At 41.3% G+C, this 16,041-nt stretch carries 15 protein-coding genes; 12 read left to right on the top strand and 3 right to left on the bottom strand.

The window, feature by feature from the left end:
* Positions 1–22: 22 nt before the first annotated feature.
* Complete coding sequence (locus tag LEPBI_RS05580; protein ID WP_012388137.1) at positions 23–1,207, bottom strand: acyl-CoA dehydrogenase family protein; 1,185 nt, start codon at positions 1,205–1,207, stop codon at positions 23–25.
* Positions 1,208–1,581: 374 nt separating this feature from the next.
* Between LEPBI_RS05580 and LEPBI_RS05575 the strand changes: the two genes are divergently transcribed.
* Positions 1,582–3,054 carry an HD domain-containing phosphohydrolase gene (locus LEPBI_RS05575; protein ID WP_012388136.1) on the top strand — a complete coding sequence of 491 codons (1,473 nt, stop codon included), beginning with the start codon at positions 1,582–1,584 and terminating at the stop codon, positions 3,052–3,054.
* 3 nt (positions 3,055–3,057) lie between these two features.
* Here LEPBI_RS05575 and LEPBI_RS05570 read toward each other — a convergent pair whose 3' ends face one another.
* Positions 3,058–4,404 carry an adenylate/guanylate cyclase domain-containing protein gene (locus tag LEPBI_RS05570; protein ID WP_041769979.1) on the bottom strand — a complete coding sequence of 449 codons (1,347 nt, stop codon included), beginning with the start codon at positions 4,402–4,404 and terminating at the stop codon, positions 3,058–3,060.
* A gap of 84 nt (positions 4,405–4,488) precedes the next feature.
* Between LEPBI_RS05570 and LEPBI_RS05565 the strand changes: the two genes are divergently transcribed.
* The 7 genes from LEPBI_RS05565 to trpS all read left to right on the top strand — a co-directional run bounded on the left by LEPBI_RS05565 (position 4,489) and on the right by trpS (position 10,979).
* On the top strand, positions 4,489–5,316 hold the full coding sequence (locus LEPBI_RS05565) for a hypothetical protein (RefSeq protein WP_012388134.1): 828 nt from the start codon (positions 4,489–4,491) through the stop codon (positions 5,314–5,316).
* A 17-nt stretch (positions 5,317–5,333) separates the two neighbouring features.
* Positions 5,334–5,633: an LIC10362 family protein gene (locus LEPBI_RS19440; RefSeq protein ID WP_012476202.1), complete on the top strand. Its 300-nt coding sequence runs from the start codon at positions 5,334–5,336 to the stop codon at positions 5,631–5,633.
* 68 nt (positions 5,634–5,701) lie between these two features.
* Entirely contained in the window at positions 5,702–6,463 is a 762-nt protein-coding gene (locus LEPBI_RS05555; protein ID WP_012388133.1) for an electron transfer flavoprotein subunit beta/FixA family protein, read from the top strand.
* A 10-nt stretch (positions 6,464–6,473) separates the two neighbouring features.
* Positions 6,474–7,433, top strand: coding sequence for an electron transfer flavoprotein subunit alpha/FixB family protein (locus LEPBI_RS05550; RefSeq protein ID WP_012388132.1), 960 nt, complete (start codon positions 6,474–6,476; stop codon positions 7,431–7,433).
* A 23-nt stretch (positions 7,434–7,456) separates the two neighbouring features.
* Positions 7,457–8,038, top strand: coding sequence for a LolA family protein (locus LEPBI_RS05545; protein WP_012388131.1), 582 nt, complete (start codon positions 7,457–7,459; stop codon positions 8,036–8,038).
* A 2-nt stretch (positions 8,039–8,040) separates the two neighbouring features.
* The gene (locus LEPBI_RS05540) at positions 8,041–10,014 is read left to right on the top strand and encodes a hypothetical protein (RefSeq protein ID WP_041769978.1); all 1,974 of its coding nucleotides are present in this window, start codon (positions 8,041–8,043) and stop codon (positions 10,012–10,014) included.
* Complete coding sequence (trpS, locus tag LEPBI_RS05535; RefSeq protein ID WP_012388129.1) at positions 10,011–10,979, top strand: tryptophan--tRNA ligase; 969 nt, start codon at positions 10,011–10,013, stop codon at positions 10,977–10,979. Before LEPBI_RS05540 ends, trpS begins: the two co-directional genes overlap by 4 nt.
* On the opposite strand, the gene LEPBI_RS19220 is transcribed toward trpS, so the two are convergent.
* The gene (locus LEPBI_RS19220) at positions 10,976–11,128 is read right to left on the bottom strand and encodes a hypothetical protein (protein ID WP_226992891.1); all 153 of its coding nucleotides are present in this window, start codon (positions 11,126–11,128) and stop codon (positions 10,976–10,978) included. The two genes, trpS and LEPBI_RS19220, sit on opposite strands and share 4 nt — an antisense overlap.
* 112 nt (positions 11,129–11,240) lie before the next feature.
* Between LEPBI_RS19220 and LEPBI_RS05530 the strand changes: the two genes are divergently transcribed.
* The 4 genes from LEPBI_RS05530 (at position 11,241) to LEPBI_RS05510 (ending at position 16,041) form a co-directional block, all read left to right on the top strand.
* Positions 11,241–12,851, top strand: coding sequence for a ComEC/Rec2 family competence protein (locus LEPBI_RS05530; protein ID WP_226992890.1), 1,611 nt, complete (start codon positions 11,241–11,243; stop codon positions 12,849–12,851).
* On the top strand, positions 12,805–13,683 hold the full coding sequence (rsmA, locus tag LEPBI_RS05525) for a 16S rRNA (adenine(1518)-N(6)/adenine(1519)-N(6))-dimethyltransferase RsmA (RefSeq protein ID WP_012476201.1): 879 nt from the start codon (positions 12,805–12,807) through the stop codon (positions 13,681–13,683). The genes LEPBI_RS05530 and rsmA overlap by 47 nt, the downstream gene beginning before the upstream one ends.
* An 18-nt stretch (positions 13,684–13,701) precedes the next feature.
* On the top strand, positions 13,702–14,943 hold the full coding sequence (locus LEPBI_RS05520; protein ID WP_012476200.1) for a sterol desaturase family protein: 1,242 nt from the start codon (positions 13,702–13,704) through the stop codon (positions 14,941–14,943).
* Between the two features lie 312 nt (positions 14,944–15,255).
* Positions 15,256–16,041: a M23 family metallopeptidase gene (locus LEPBI_RS05510; protein WP_012388125.1), complete on the top strand. Its 786-nt coding sequence runs from the start codon at positions 15,256–15,258 to the stop codon at positions 16,039–16,041.

Genomic DNA, 16,041 nt, shown 5'->3' with positions numbered 1-16,041 from the left:
ATCAGAACGATTTTTTTTCAATTCACTCCGACCAAAGTTTTTTTAGATCACTTGCGATGTTTTTTTGCATGGCTTCGTTTGTCCCACCACCAATGCTCAAAAGAATGGCATCTCTGTGGAGTCTTTCGACAGGGTATTCACGGCAGTAACCATATCCACCTAATACCTGTATGGCGTTCCTAGAAACACGTTCTGCCATTTGGGTAGCTACAAGTTTAGCGGATGCTGCACCAAGCGAGTTTCTTACATCGGGACCAAGTTCACTTGCCACTTGGTAGACAAGCGCCCTTGCCGCTTGGTAATCCGCATAAGATTCCGCAATTAACCTTTGGATTTGACCAAATTCCATTAGTTTTTTTCCAAAGGCTTCTCTGTGGCGAACTGTATAATCACACATAATGTCCACACAACGACGTGCAATTCCCAAAGATTGGGCCGCAAGAGTCACTCGTTCGATTTCTAAATTGCGCATCATATGTGTGATCGCTCCATTTTCTACGCCAAGTAAATTCTCTTCAGGAACTTCCATATCTTCAAAGACTAATTGTGTGGTAGGAGAGGATCGCATTCCCATCTTTTCTTCTTTTTTTCCGACCGAAAAACCCTTGTACGACGACTCGACCACAAAGGAGGTCATCTTTTTCGCGTTTTTGTCTAACTTTGTATACAATACAAAAACCTGGCCGACAGAACCATTTGTGATGTATTGTTTCACTCCATTGATGATATATCGATCTCCTTTTTTGACGGCTTGGGTTGTCATTCCCAGAACATCAGTCCCTGCCCCAGGTTCCGTCATTCCCATTCCACCGATCCATTCCCCAGTGATCACCTTACTCAGGTAACGACTGCGTTGCGATGCATTCGAACTATAAAAGAAATTATTCACAAAGAGGACTTCGTGTGCTAAATAAGAAAGTGTGAACCCTGGATCAAAACGACTCATCTCTTCATGGATGATGACGGATGCAAGTGGATCAAGCCCATGCCCACCATCTTCTTCAGGTACTGTGATCCCAAAGATTCCCAGTTCGGAACCGAGGCGTTTGAATAACATATGATTAAAAGATTCTGTTTCATCATTTTCTTTTGCTTGTTCGTCTAGTTCACGTTCTGCAAAGGAAGCAACGGATTGTCGTAGGGAGAGATGGTCTTCTGTTGGATTGAATAAATCAAAAGAAGATTTTTTGGTCGTAACAATACTCATAGAGAAGATTTTTCCGTACTTTTCCTGAAACTGTAAACGAAAAAATCAGAGGGAAATGCACCCGTTTGGATCATTTTGTTTCAAAAACGAACGACTAAAAAACATTCCCAATGCAAAACAAAAACTGATCTCAGTAGATAAACTAACGTAAATTAGCAGATGTATCGATCCTGACACATCTTTCCTATACTTATTACATTTCACTGACGAAAGGAAACATCCACTACTTTGCTTTAGGATATATACTTACGGAAATTCCCTAAAAATAAAAACAAAGAATAAAACATAGGAATGAATTTACAATTTAAACAATAGACTTTATCATCGCATAAACATTCAGAAAGTTTTGATTCGCAGAATGGGTGTAGATTCCAATGAGCACAAACGATACAAATATAGTACCTAGAGAAAAGCTCGCAAAATTTGAGTTAACCGAAGAATCATTAAATAGTTTCCGAAAAAACCAAAACATACCACTTGATTTATACAATAAAGACGGCCAAATATTAATTCATAAAAAAAGAAACCCGACAGAAGCAGACTTTGGCAAACTTTTAAAATTTGAAATGCAAGGTGTATACTTCCTCATTTCCGAGTTAAAAAAAAACAAACCAAATGGTTCTGAGAAACCTTACTTAGAACCAGGAAGAACCACCAAACTATTTGATATTGAAAAAACGGCACGCTTCGCCAAACAATCACAGGCGCTCATCGAAGAATTAAGAAAAACATCCTTTTCCTCCGACCAAGCAGTCTTTGTTCAAAATTCCGTCAATGAACTCCTCACAGATTTTACAAGTAACCCAGACTTTGAGCTCGGGATCTTTAATATCTTAGAAATTCTCAGTGTGGCGGGAGTTTCTGTGGAATCGGAACTAATGACCAAACGGACGGTTGTTGCCATGGGAATGAAAGTCCGAACTCGTAAAATTGTGAACGAAGGCAAAGAAGAATCCAATAAAAAAGATCATTTGAGTCTTATGATGGCAAGTTACTTAATGGATGTTGGATACTCAAGGCTTGAGGTCAAACAAACTCCTAAACTCACAAAGGAAGAGTATGCGGTTGTCCAACAACACCCTATCATCAGTTATTTGATGACACTCCCGGCTCCGGAAGTCGAATCCCACGTTCGGACACTCATCTTAAACCACCACAGACCCTACCGTGGCAATGGCGTGAATAATAATTTCCCAGACCCAAGGTCACTTTTCACCAAACTCATGTCAGTTCGTGATAAGTACAATCGTGAAGTGGGAAAAGAAAGGATCACCCAAGACATCGAACTCCAACTCCATTTACAAGAGAACAATGTTACCACTTCCAGCTTCGAAGAAGACATTGCCATTTTGTCTCTTGCGAGCGAATACGCATCTCTCACCTCGAACCAACCTTGGCGTCCTGCGTTTAAATCATCAACTGCCCTCAAGATGATTCTCAATGATTCATTTTTTTCTTATAGCAACAAAAACATTCGCCACCTTCTCGATTATGTGGGAAGTTCTCTCACCAATAACGAGAACATCATCAACTTCGGTGATTTTGTGATCACAGCATCTGTGGATTCGGAAAAACGAGCTCATTTTGATATTTGCCTAGTCCTTGATGTAGGCAGGTACCAAACAAGACCCAAACTCCAAAGGATCTGTAGTATCAATCCCATTTTCCAAAAAGGGATTAAATTCAAAATTGCTGACTTCGATCTCAAAAGTATCAAAATTGATCGAAGGAAAGCGATTATGGATTTGGCCTTACAAGCAGGGACCACTAGGGTGATTTATACCATTGATCCGGAACTCAACCCCGCCTTACACGAAGCAGTTTATAAATTAAATCTGAATGCCTAAATCCTAAGGTTGGATCGCATACAAATTAATTTTTTGTTCCCTTCCTGGTAATAAAATCCCTTCGAATCGTTCCCACTCGTTTGGTTTTCCAATTTCACTCCATACGACTTCTGAGATGAGAAGGGATGAATGAAGTTCCTTACATGCCGACTCAATCCGTGAGGCCGTATTCACTGTATCTCCAATCACAGTATATTCCATTCGTTCTTCAGAACCGATACTCCCACAAAACACCTCACCGGAATGGATACCAATGCCAATTCGGATCTCCACCTGACCTAGGGATTTTCGTTCTTCATTCCAGTTCTTTAGCTCTTCTAACATTGATTTAGCGGCAGACACAGCATTCCTTGAATCCTCCCCGGGTATTTCTGAAGGAAGTGGTGTTCCAAAGGTCACCATCACAGCATCCCCAATGAACTTATCCAAACTACCTTTGTTTTGGAAGATTACACGAACCATTCGTCTGCGAAATTCCGTTAAAAAAATCGATAACTCTTCAGGGTCGAGGAGTTCGGAAAACTGAGTGAACCCGCGGATATCACTGAAAAGCACTGTTACTTGTTGGCGTTTTCCTTTCCCAAGTACTTCCGGATCCGATACAATTTCCGAAACCAAATCGGGAGAAAAATACCGAGAGAGAGTTGTTTTTTGTGTTTCGGAAGCAGCAAATTTCAGAAGCATCCGAAGGCTACGAAAGATTCCATAAGAAATGGCAAAGACCAAAATCAAATAAATCACTGGTTTGGAAACGAGAGCATCTAATAGGATGATTTCGTCACCTAACACATAACTAAACCAATCCAAACTCACAATGGCATCTGGGTCAAGTAACGCTGCGGCGATGAATGAATAATAACTGAGTAAAAAACAAACAAAAGAAAACACGACAAGTGAAAACCTGTATTGAAACAAACACAAGGAAAGTGGGAGTAAATAAAAGATCAAAAGTGGAGTTTTGACTAAAAAGTTTGGATTCCCATTTCCTTTGATCCAATACCAATTGAGAATGGTCATGGTGATGAGCACATTATCTACAAAAAGACTGATATAGTCATATTTTGTTTTCCAATTGCTACTGTGTTTTTTTAGAATATGCAAATGTAAAAATGTATTGATAAAATAAATACCAATCGCAATGAAATTGACTAAATACCCCCAAATCGTATCGATATTGCTGAGATTTGCAAGAGCACTGGCAAAAAGCGCAATTCCAATCACATAACGAAACCGTACGGCAAACAGAGCTCCCATTGCTTCTTCTTCCGATAAAAGTTCCGACATATACCTTGGGAATTGGTCACGGATGCAATAAACAGAATGGATGGCATTTCGAATGGAGCGGAACATTGGCATACAGTTCCTGTCGTTTCAGATTTTGTGGCAAGGGAATTTTCTTTTTGCCATAGGATTCCTTGTTTGGATCAATGAACTATGTACCGAAAGAGGCACATACATCGGACCATTTTAGTTCTTTCCTTTGTATCATTGGATGTCGTACTTTCTGTTTTTGCCAATCTAAGTTTTTTTTCCCATTACTTCCAACACTCGCTCCGTACTTCGCTTCTTTCCTTGTATCTACTTTCTGTTTGGGCTCTGTATCTTTTGGACCATCTCTGGGATGCCAAAAAAGAAACGGGTAAAAAAACTCTTCGTTCCAATTTTTATTTACAGAACAAAGTTGGGATCGCTTCGGTGATTGGAATCGGAATCCTTGTCGTTAGTATTCTCGGTATTTGGTATGAATGGAAGTTTCTTTTCCAAAATTTACCCTTCCTTTTTGCCTTTGGAATAGGTTTGGTCCTCGTGATCCAAAAAATCGCAATCGTTCCGAAGGAAATCTTGGTATCCTTCTTCTATACTTGGGGCATCCTTCTCCCCTTTCCCCACTGTAGTGAGACAGACTGGATTCTGTTTTTCTTTTTCCTCCATGTCCTCTGTAACGTCCTCCTCACCTACCAAATCGATAGAGACTGGGACAAAGAACAGGGAACCTTCACTTTCAACCTTTGGGTCTCTCCCCGCCATTTGACGAGTCTTGTGAGAATCCTACTTGTCTTAGGATTGTTCTCTCTCCTTTGGTTATGGAGATACCAAAACTTAGATATTGGATTCATTTTGGGGTTGGGGCTTTCTTATCTTTGGTTGCTAGTCACCGATTTATTTTGCCAAAACCCAAATACTAAAAAAATAACCTCGGAACTCGCCTACCTCCCGATGTTTGTTCCCGAAATCATTTTTTTCTTCTCCGCACTCCCCTAACAAATAAGATTGGGAATATGTTGTTTCTCTTTTTGCATATTTCCCTATTTTTATTGTTTAGCCTCCTCTACTGGTACCATTTCCGTTCCCAGGCCGAGGGACCGAAGGGAAACCTCCTCATGGAAGTCCAAACGGCTGGCAAAGATTGGAAAAATACTCCCCACTTGGTTCTGATATTGGCCTTTGTCCTTTTCCTCCTCCTCCCCTTAAGCTTTGGTTTCCATTTTTACCTCAGGTCCGACGCAAACGTCCTTGTCGTCATTCTATGGATCATTTGGGCCTATAATTGGTCCAAATACAGCTTCTTTCGAGAATAAATTACTTCCCTTATCACTTCCCTCTCGTTTTCTGGTCTTAAGGTAATCCACGAAAACGGGGTTAAGGAATGAAAATTGTTGTTCTAGTAAAGCAGGTTCCGGATACGGAAACCAATATCAAGGTCGGTGACAAATCGATCAACGAAGCTGGCGTAAAATGGATCATCTCTCCTTATGATGAATTCGCTATCGAAGAGGGAATTAGAATTCGTGAAAAAAGCGGTGGAGAAGTCATCGCTATCTCCCTCGGTCCGGACCGTGTCGTAGAAGCACTTCGCACTGCCTACGCTATGGGAGTCGACAGAGCCGTTCATGTAAAAGTGGATGACTATGTAACTTTTGATTCTACATACACTTCCGAACTCCTTGCAAATTTCATCAAAGCAGAAAATGCAGATGTTATCATTGGTGGTCGTCAATCGATCGATACTGACAGCTCACAAGTAGTGGTGCAAATTGCAGAGAGATTGAATGTCCCTCACGTAGCAATGGCACTCAAACTGGAGTTTGACGGTAACAAAGTAACTGCCACTCGCGAAATCGAGGGTGGAACAGAAGTTGTGGAAACATCTGCTCCTCTTGCAGTGACTGCTCAAAAAGGTTTGAACGAACCAAGATACCCAAGTTTAAAAGGAATCATGTCTGCGAAGAAAAAACCAGTCGATGTGAAAAAACCAGACGAACTCGGTGCAACTGGATCCAAACTCGAAGTTGTCTCTCTCGAACCACCTCCTCCACGTATCGCTGGTCGAAAACTGGAAGCAGCAGATGCACAAGGTTTTGCATCTCAACTTGTAAAAGCTCTTCGCGAAGAAGCGAAGGTCATCTAAGGAGACGAACATGGCTGATGTTTTAGTAGTTGGTGAATTAAAAAACGGCGAACTTAAAAAAATCTCAAAAGAACTCACTTCGGCAGCTCGCAAAATTGCGGATGCCATTGGTGGTAAAGTTCATACTCTCATCATCACTGACAACGTTGACGCGTTTGCTGGTGATTTAAAAGCAGTTGGTGCGGATGCAGTGATTGGTGCAAACCTTGGTGAATTTTCACCAGAAGGTTATGCAAACGGAATTTTTGCCGTGATCCAAGAGAAAAAACCGGCAGTGGTTCTTATGCCTCACTCTGCTCAAGGAAAAGAATACTCTGCAAGAGTGGCGATCAAAGCAAATGCTGGAATCGTTGCGGATGCAGTGGCTCTTTCTGTTGACGGTGGTAAAGTGGTAGCAAAAAAACCAATTTACTCTGGTAAAGCGTACGCAAACTTTAAAGTTTCTTCTGACATCCAAATGTTCACTGTGCGTGCAAACTCACAAGAAGTGACTCCAAAAGACGGAGCGGGTGCTGTTGAAAAATCAGGAGCTTCTGTTGGTGAAGTGAGAACAAAATCACTTTCCAAAGACCTTTCCGGTGGAAACAAAGTGCAATTAGCGGATGCTTCTATCATCGTATCTGGTGGTCGTGGAATCAAAGGACCAGAAAACTGGCCTATCATCCAAGACTTAGCAGACACACTTGGTGCTGCTCTTGGTGCTTCCCGTGCCACTGTAGATGCTGGATGGATTTCTCACTCACACCAAGTGGGTCAAACAGGGAAAACTGTCTCCCCTAACTGTTACATCGCTTGTGGAATTTCCGGAGCGATCCAACACTTAGCGGGTATGGGATCTTCTAAATACATCGTTGCGATCAACAAAGACGGAGATGCTCCTATTTTCAAAGTAGCAACTTACGGTGTTGTCGCTGATTTGTTTGAAGTGGTGCCTGCACTCACTTCTGAATTCAAAAAAGTATTGGGTTAATTCCCAATACGAACCATCTCACTTTGAGGAATTTCCTTCTCAAAATCCAGATTGTTCTCCTTTTCTCTGTCCAAATGGGTTCCCTTTGGGCAGAGGATGGACGTGACCGTCTCAATGCCGTCATCGGCAAAATGAACTCCCTTGAAAGTTTCCGTGCTTCGGTCACCTTAAATGGTGGTCTTACAGGTGTCGTATCTTACAAAAGCCCAGGCCAACTCCATGTCCGTTTCAGTGACGGCAGGATCATCTCTTCCAATGGTCGTATCTTATGGTTTTACAACCCAGACTCCTCCATTGCCGGAAAACAAGATCTAAAAGGAATCTCCGGTGGACTTGGTGGACTCCTCTCTGGTTATGAAAACGTAACCGTCAGCGGCCGAACCTTTCGCCTCACTTCCACAACCAAACGTTATAATGAAATCATTTTGGTCGTCTCAGATAACGACCTCCCTCGCGTACTCAAAATGAAACGTTCCGACGATGAAATCACCGAAATTGCATTCTCTGGCATAGCCACCAATATCGGACTCGGGACAGGACTCTTTAACTTCCAACCTCCCACAAGCTCACAGATTGTTGAGAACCCTCTCAACCAAAAGGAGTGATTGTGACCCCAGTTTCCCGTACAGAAGCCCATCGTGTGTTTGCGGATTTATATCGAAAAACCCGTACCCCCGAACACCAACAACTCATCGATGAAGCCATATTAAAATCGAATGATGTGTTCATTCGCATTGACCTCATTCGCAAAGTGGATGAGGATTACGAAAATAAAAACAAACCGAAAAAAGAAGACAGTCGTGACCGTGGATTGCCAGAAAAAGAACCACCACGTAGAGAAGTGATCTCTCGGCCCACAGCGCCCGACCCAAAACCAAAACGTTCGAGTGATTTAGTCACAATTGACAGCGCCAAACAAAAACAAAATCCCGCAAGGAAAAAAGCCATCGAACAAAGACAAGGTGGGGGATTACTGGCAGGTTTATTTGGTGGTGGAAATAATGCCAATAGTTCGATAGGGAAATTTGCAAAAGAAACAGGTACCATCGATATTGGTTTGTTTGGAAGGAATCCTTCAATTTCCAATAATGTGGAACGAATTTTTCGTGGATTAAAGGAAGATGTCCTCATTCCCACCATCCAAGCTCTCCGTGTTTCCGAACAACAAGGTTGGAGGATTTGGACTCCACTCGTATACAACATCATCAACAATTTTAATAAATTTTTTAATGCCTTCGCTTCGCTTGATGCTCTTATCTTAGACAAAATTTCTGCAGATATCTTTTTAGAACGTTCCCTTAAGATGCAGATGTTTTATGTTCGATTTTTGCAAAGAGATGATGCTAAAGACATCATTTTATCCAACTTACCTGACATTGTCAAAATGGATGAAAAACTCACACCAAAACTAAACAAAATTATGGAAGGTGTGAACTATGCTCTCAATCTCGAAAACAACAAACCGAAGTTATCTGATGCCATTACTGCTTTTTACATCGTAGCCAAAAAGAAAATGTTCACGTGGCCTGAGATAGTCACAGACTTACGTGTCCCTCCCATCCAAGAACATAAATTCCAAGCAGCACGTGAGATCCAAAAAGAAGTCGAAATCACTGTTGCCAAACTCTCCGACGATATCAACACCCGGACTTTCAAAAAAGAAGAGTTGCAAAACCTAAGATCCAGATATTTTTCCATCGATGATAAAGGGAAAATCAGTTTTGATTTTTTGAATGTCGTTGTGGATGATTATATGGCTCACCATATGCCAGAATCGGCAAAAAGCCAAACCGTCAAAAATAGTTACAAATCCCAACCACACAGGCTTGTTTATCTTTTACTACGAGATTTACAAACAGTTTACATCAACCTCATCGAAGGTTACGTGCGGTTAGGTGACAAAAACCAAAACCAAGAACTCCTCATCATCCAACCAGGACTCTTTCGTAATGAAATTGACGAGCTCAATACACTCGTTCGAACCATTGACAATTTTAATAAAAAATTCCCCAGTTTCCAATACAGTTTCCAACAGTATGGAATGGACTATAGCACGGGTAATGCGGCCAGTGACCAAATCGCGGGGACAATTGTCCAAGCCCTCCAAGATGCATCAGAATTTTTTGGAAGTTTTGCAGGAAAACTGAACATCATTGTGGAAAACCATCTGATGGCAAAGGTGACTGAATCCAAAGGCAAAACTAACGATAAAATTTTATCGACCAAAGACAAAGTGATCGAAGAGGTAAAAATTGCACAACGGTTTATCCCCCATTATGACAAAGCAGTTGTCGCAAAAGAAAGAATCAATGGAATGAAAGTAGAAGATGTTTTCATTCAATTCACAAAATACTTATACAATTATGCAGTGATCTTTAAAGACCCAACCACAACTTCCAAACTCACAGCACATCGAAAAATTGAACAAGAACTCATCAAATTAAATAAAGAATATGAAAGGCTCACTTACTCTACTTTTCACAAAGATAGTGGGAATCCAAATCCAGATCCAAACCTTGAGTCGACTGAATCCGAAAGTGCAGAGGCAAGTGATATGGCAAATGCGGAGGAAGGTATTTGAGAGTCCTTACTGGTTTACAACCTTCTGGGAAATTACATTTAGGAAATTATTTTTCAGCGATCAAAAAGATTTTGGATTACCAATCCAAAGAAGAACTTTTTCTTTTTATCGCAAACCTACACGCACTCACAACATTCCGTTCCAAAGAAGAATTAAAAGAATACACGATTGGATGTGCCATCGACTTACTCGCGCTTGGTGTCGATCCAAATAAAACTGTGTTTTGGGTGCAAAGCGATGTGCCAGAGGTGACAGAACTCACTTGGTATTTATCCCAATCCATTACCGTATCCCAATTACAATTAGCTCATTCTTTTAAAGACAAAGTTGCCAAAGGATTTGTGCCAGGAGCAGGACTCTTTACCTATCCCATTCTTATGGCAAGTGACATCTTACTTTTTTCAGCAGAAAAAGTTCCCGTAGGCAAAGACCAAAAACAACATTTGGAATTTGCGCGAGATATTGCAGAACGATTTAATACCCAATTCGGATCTGTTCTTACTATCCCTGAGCCAGACATCGATGAAAACACAGCTACGGTTCCGGGTGTGGATGGAGCCAAAATGTCAAAATCCTATCAGAACACGATCGACTTCTTTGGCACGGAAAAAGAGATCAAAAAGAAAGTGATGTCGATTGTGAGTGATTCAAAAGCCATCGAAGAACCAAAAAATCCAGAGGAATCTGTGATCTTTCAAATCCATTCTTTATTTTTATCCGACACAGAAAAAGAATCCCAAAAACAAAAATACACAAACGGTGGGTTTGGGTATGGAGATTTAAAAAAAGATCTACTCGAATCCATTCTCTCTCATTTTGCCCCATTCCGATCCAAACGAGAAGAATTATCACAAAACTTAGATTATGTGCATTCTGTCTTAAAATCGGGAAAAGAGAAAGCAAAGGAAGTGGCAGAAAAAAAATTGGATGCCATCCGAAACACATTAGGAATCTACCCTTTTTAAATTCCAAAGAGACCAAGTGATCGATTTTGAACCTCTCTTCCTATGAGGGTCAAAACAAAACTTCTTCCGAATTCAAGTTTTGGTTGGTTTTGTTTCGGGATTTTTGTCTCAGCGACGGCACTCAAAATCGGTTCAAACTCCCCTGGCATTTACGCATTTCTATTTTTTATACTTTTCCTTATCCTTACTTTTGTATTCCTCTCACCACCGAAATTCACAAAACCCTTCGAAAGAAAGGCCTTTTTTGCGATTTTAGCTTCTTTGGTTTTTTTAGTATTTGCTGACACAAATCAAACTTCCATACCCAAACAAGCCAAACCATTCTTTCGTAGTTTTTTGATGGAGGAATTGAAACAATCTCCTCTCTCTCTTTTCGAAAGGCGAATTGTTCTCGGACTTGTGACGGGTTCCACAAAAGAGATTCCCAAAGACTTCAAAGAACTCGCCAAAGAATCAGGGATCTTACATCTCTTTGCTGCCTCTGGACTCCATTTAGGAATTTTTATTGGTGCCTTGCAATGGTTCGGCAATTTTATTTTTAACAAACACCGCTGGATCTCAATTCTCATCTCACTTGGTTTTGGTTTTTTCTATTTATATGTTTTGAATTTTCCTGTTTCGTTTGTCAGAGCCTATTTGTTTGCGTTTTTAACATTAGTATCTTCTTTGTTTTACCGCAAAATCGCAGTGAGTGATTTGCTTTTCATTTCGTCTGCCGGAATCTCTTTCTTTTTATTTTCTGATTTTTTAAGTATCGGATTTTTACTTTCTTTTAGTGCTGTCTTTGGCATTTTTTATCTCAAACCAAGTTTGGACCGAATGGTTTTCCCCCGTTTCCAATCCCTATGGAAAGAAAATCTTACCCTAACGACTGCATGTTCCCTTTGTAGTTTTCCGATTCTCATTTATTATTTTCATTCGTTTTCCTACGGAGGCATTTGGATCAATTATTGTCTTGTACCAATGGCTGGAATTTTACTTCCTAGTTTGTATTTCACAATTTTAATCCAAACACTCCTTCCCACTGTTTTGTCAGGGTTATTCATTGATTGGCTTTGGACACCATCGAGTTTTCTCCTCTCCTTATTTTTAAAACTGTTTCATACAATTACTTTCTGGGAAAGGGGATACAAAGTTTGGAAAGAAGCAAACATTTGTTATCTTTTTGTTTCCCTTTTTCTCATCTTTCTCCTTTGGTTTCTGCACCGAATGGATTGGAACCAAAAAAAATACACGAACATGTTTGTTGTGGGTATGATTTGTTTATTTTTCCCATCCACCTATTGGATTCAGGATTCAAGTTCCCACCAAAACTTGTTCCAACAAGGAAAGGGTTATTTTAGTTTTGTCATCAGTGATGGATTTTATCTTTTTGGAACCTGTTCTCCTTACAAACGAATGGAATTTCCAAATCCGATCACAGCCATCAAACGGATCGAATTTGAGTCAGAATCTTGTTTGCAGACCGTTTTACGTCTTAAAAAAAAACACAAGGGAGTTGAGGTGATTTGGTTTGACCGTAACCAATCTCCTTTTGGAACAGTTTTAGACAAAGATGGCTTACAAATCCAAAGGACAAAACATTTGGGAGGAGAGATCACTCCGTTTCTATCCTTGTTCCGTTTTGACGGGAATCCAAAACAAATAACCTCTCTTTTGGGGAGTTTGAAAGAAACAGAGAGAGCCCATTCACAATCTCTTTGGCAAGGTTACCTTGTTCTCGATTTCCCTCCTTGGAAAAAAAAGGAAGCGAAAGAATGGATCAACTACCAAAAACTACTTGGGATTTCTAACGCCTGGAAAATCCTCATCGTTGAGGATCATTTTGAAATCCCCTTACTCCACCATCTCACAAATCCAAAGCTTCTTTGAAGAAAAAGGAATCCGAGCCCAAAAAAAATTTGGTCAAAATTTCCTAATCGACCAAAACATTGTGGAGTACATTGTCAATGTCGCAAAACCACTGTTTTCTGAGGGAGATGTCACACTCGCAGAAATAGGAATTGGTCTTGGTACCTTGACGTATCCTATTTTATGTTTAGAGAAAGAAACGGATTTATTTGAAATTGATCATGCTTACATCCAATTGGCAAAAGATGAGATCTTACCAAAGTTTCCCCATGCCATTCTTCATGCAGGCGACGCATTGGAAAATTTATTCCATATCTATCCGAAGAAAGTGTTTGTTTTTGGAAATTTGCCTTACCACCTAACTACCGAAATCATAAACACACTCATCATCAATTGCCGTCACTTCCAAGGTGGGATCTTTATGGTGCAAAAGGAATTTGCTGAGCGCCTTGTGAAAGAAACCTCTTCCCTTTCTGTTTTTTTATCTGCTTTCTGTGAGATCAAATTCCTAAAAACAGTCCATAAAAATTGTTTTTTTCCCATTCCTAAAATCCATTCGGCTTTGCTCCTGCTCACTCCCAAACAAAAGGTCGGAAACAACCAATGGTCCCCCCAATCGAACGAGGGAGTGGAAATTTGGTCTCGAATGTTACGCACTCTGTTTTGGGGCAAACGCAAACAAATCCAAGTGAGCCTCCGAGAATCGCCTTTTTCAAACGACCCAATGTTTCGAGACGCCTTGGGAGAAGCCCTCCTCCGTTCCCAAATCCCCCCGACCAAACGACCAGAAGAATTGAACCGTGAACAATTTCTGAATCTTGGTCAACATTTGCTTGACATTTTGTCAAAATGATGTCAAATCTACCACGCTATGTTCGAAAATTTCAGAGCCCCTCAAATTGTAACCTTTGCCATCCCAGTTTTTTTCCTTCTCATCGGGATTGAAGTGTACATCGGTTACCGGAGGAACAAAGACCTCTACCGATTGAATGATTCGATTGCTGACTTGAGTACGGGAATCATTTCCCAGATTTGGGGTCTCTTCCAAAAAGGTGTGGGCTTATATGCCTACTTTTATATCTACGAACACTTTCGTTTTTTTGAATTTGCCATGACAAACCCTTGGGCTTGGGTGCTTTGCATCGTGGGTCAGGATTTTTGTTACTACTGGTCCCACCGTTTGGCCCATGAAGTGAATTTCCTATGGGCAGGGCATGTGATCCACCACCATAGCGAAGAATACAACTTAGTGGTCGCTCTGAGACAAACCGGTCTCGGAGGACTTGTTTCCTGGATTTTTTATGTGCCTCTTGCCCTCTTTGGATTCCACCCTTGGATGTATCTTGCCAGTGGACAGATCAATTTGATTTACCAATTTTGGGTGCATACCAAAGCCGTTGGGAAAATTGGAAAGATTGGAGAGTATCTCTTATCGACCCCTTCCCACCACCGAGTGCACCATGCGATCAACCCCATCTACATCGACAAAAACCATGGGGGCATTTTCATCATTTTCGACCGTATGTTTGGGACCTTCCGTGAAGAAACAGAACCCTGTGTGTATGGAACGGTAAAACCACTGCGAAGTTTTAATCCCGTTTATGCCAACTTCCATTACTATTGGGAACTGTTAAAACAGGCCTTCCAAGCGGAGTATTTCTTAGACAAAATCCTTGTGTTCTTCAAACCACCAGGTTGGATCCCAAGACAAGGGCAAAAACCCGCAGGATTTTTACCGATCCCTGAAGTGAGCCCAACAAGTTTTCAAAAATACGACCCAAAACCTGCATCGGAAGTGAAGGCCTATACCACCACTTGGTTTGTTTTGGTATTACTACTTTCCTTTGCCTTTTTACTATTTGTTCCCAAATTCAGTATGGTCTCCCAAATCCTTGTGACAATTTGGGTGACCCTCTCCCTTGTTGCCATCAATGCCCTGATCGAAAACAAATCATGGGCTGGGGCCATGGAGATCACTCGGTTACTTTTTGGATTTTTAGTCCTTGGTTACTTTGATGTGAACTGGGCTTATTATGCGATTGGTATTGTTTGCCTTGTTGTGGCTGGGATTTACCTCTACCGCACGGGCCAACAAAAAACCCAAGCCGTCTAAACCAGAACAAAAGTGGGAGATCGGATCGGTTTCAAACCTATCCGTTTCCACCTCTCTTTTTCAAAAGAACGCAACAGATCCCTCACGTTTTCCTCTCCCCAACCGTCTTCCCCATCCGTGCCCTCGCTTCGATCATAATAAACGATGTTAAGAAAGGAGAACTCCCCGAGAAAAGGGAATGACACGGAAGGGAAAAGCTTTCTTATGTCACATAAAAGCCATGTTTGAGGCAAGATTCGAGCCTCTTCGCCTTGACCAGGCAAGGGGTCGTGAGAATTTGGCATTGCACCATAGTTTTTGAGGCGAAATGAGATGAAGCGAAACCGCAGTTACTATATCATACTGGTCCTAATCCTCTTTGTCGTGACCTATTCGGCCTATGCGGCATACCAAAAACAAAAGAACGGTCCCGTATTTTTGGACAACCATGTCTTCCAACGGTATAACGACCAGTGGGGACTTTGGGTCGACCTATACGCCGAGAAAAAATCCCTTCTCGAGAAGGCATCTGAATTTGGAATCCTTGCCCAAGAGGTAATGGAAATCAACCATGTGACAGAAGCCGAGCTCAAACGATTGAAACGGTCTTTATTTTTTCCTTACTCCGCAGAATACATGCGAAACCTCCAAGAAAAGGAACTCTTTCGCGAAACCATTGAATCACCCATTGACCAATTCATTTGGCCTGTCCTTCCCAACAACAAATCTAGGATCTCGTCTCGGATTGGAAGGCGCTGGAACACTTGGCATACAGGTCTCGACATTGCCATCCCCAAAAATTCGATCGTCCTTGCGGCGGCGGATGGTGTGGTGGAAGAAGCTGGCAGGGGTGGTGATTATGGACTTGCTGTCAAAATTTACCACCATGATATGAACCATTTCCATACAGTGTATGGTCACAACCAAGAGTTACTCGTGAAACCAGGTGATGTGGTGAAAAAAGGACAGATCATTGCGTTTTCTGGGAACACAGGAAAGTCAACAGGACCTCACGTCCATTTCGAAGTCCGATTCCACAATGTGTATTTGAATCCAGAAAACTTTCTCACTCCCTTTGAAGAAGGAGTTGCCACAAACCTAGTTGGATTTGCAGACTAA

This window comes from Leptospira biflexa serovar Patoc strain 'Patoc 1 (Paris)' (assembly GCF_000017685.1).
Taxonomy (GTDB): Bacteria; Spirochaetota; Leptospiria; order Leptospirales; family Leptospiraceae; genus Leptospira_A; species Leptospira_A biflexa.
This window is presented reverse-complemented; position numbering and strand designations above follow the sequence as displayed.

Coding starts and splice junctions, on each gene's coding strand:
- LEPBI_RS05580 (WP_012388137.1), bottom strand. CDS start 1,207: ATGAGTATTGTTACGACCAAAAAATCTTCTTTTGATTTATTCAATCCA.
- LEPBI_RS05575 (WP_012388136.1), top strand. CDS start 1,582: ATGAGCACAAACGATACAAATATAGTACCTAGAGAAAAGCTCGCAAAA.
- LEPBI_RS05570 (WP_041769979.1), bottom strand. CDS start 4,404: ATGTTCCGCTCCATTCGAAATGCCATCCATTCTGTTTATTGCATCCGT.
- LEPBI_RS05565 (WP_012388134.1), top strand. CDS start 4,489: ATGTACCGAAAGAGGCACATACATCGGACCATTTTAGTTCTTTCCTTT.
- LEPBI_RS19440 (WP_012476202.1), top strand. CDS start 5,334: ATGTTGTTTCTCTTTTTGCATATTTCCCTATTTTTATTGTTTAGCCTC.
- LEPBI_RS05555 (WP_012388133.1), top strand. CDS start 5,702: ATGAAAATTGTTGTTCTAGTAAAGCAGGTTCCGGATACGGAAACCAAT.
- LEPBI_RS05550 (WP_012388132.1), top strand. CDS start 6,474: ATGGCTGATGTTTTAGTAGTTGGTGAATTAAAAAACGGCGAACTTAAA.
- LEPBI_RS19220 (WP_226992891.1), bottom strand. CDS start 11,128: ATGCCAGGGGAGTTTGAACCGATTTTGAGTGCCGTCGCTGAGACAAAA.
- LEPBI_RS05520 (WP_012476200.1), top strand. CDS start 13,702: ATGTTCGAAAATTTCAGAGCCCCTCAAATTGTAACCTTTGCCATCCCA.
- LEPBI_RS05510 (WP_012388125.1), top strand. CDS start 15,256: ATGAAGCGAAACCGCAGTTACTATATCATACTGGTCCTAATCCTCTTT.